This is a genomic window from Lactobacillus sp. C449L (genome assembly GCF_059900815.1).
On sequence record NZ_JBWXGA010000075.1, the window covers coordinates 1 to 544 of the forward strand.

The 544-nt window shown below is 53.9% G+C and carries 1 protein-coding gene; it reads right to left on the bottom strand.

Going from position 1 to position 544, the window contains the following annotated elements; translation table 11 throughout:
• On the bottom strand, nt 1-544 hold a 544-nt coding region (locus tag AC2JF9_RS08360; protein WP_500726867.1), incomplete at both ends, for a transposase.

The window sequence follows — 544 nt, forward strand, 5'->3', positions numbered from 1 at the left end:
GCCAAGGCGCGCAACGAAGCGAAGTCCAGTACACATGCACTTCGATTTCGGGAAGGAGCAGCACCTGTCCATTCCGATCAATCGTTCGCTCTATGACGTGAAACACTTGGCGCAGCTTGACGTCGAATCCTTTGCGAGGAAATTCGATGGCGCCGACATACTCTGTTTTCCCTTCTCGCTGCTCGCAAGCGATGCCCTTCTCTTTCGCGATGGCGAGCCAGGCTGCTTTCGGCGTTTTGCGCAAATTCACCTTGATGATGTAATCCACGTCAGCATGGTTGTGGCACACCTTCAGATTATCCAGACTATCGTTGCCAGAATCCAAACGCATGAGCAAAGGACGATCGGTGATGCGCCGCGCATAGCGGATGCTCTGCTCAAGGAACTCGACGGTACCCTTCTGGCAGTGTTGACTGCCTTCCCGCAGTTCGGTGTTGACGCCGTAGCCTTCTTGTCCAAGGTACGCAAACATCGGGGCGAAACCGTCCATTCCTTTGTAGGTGTAGGAGACCCCTTCCTTTTTCGTGCCGGAATTATCGAAAGG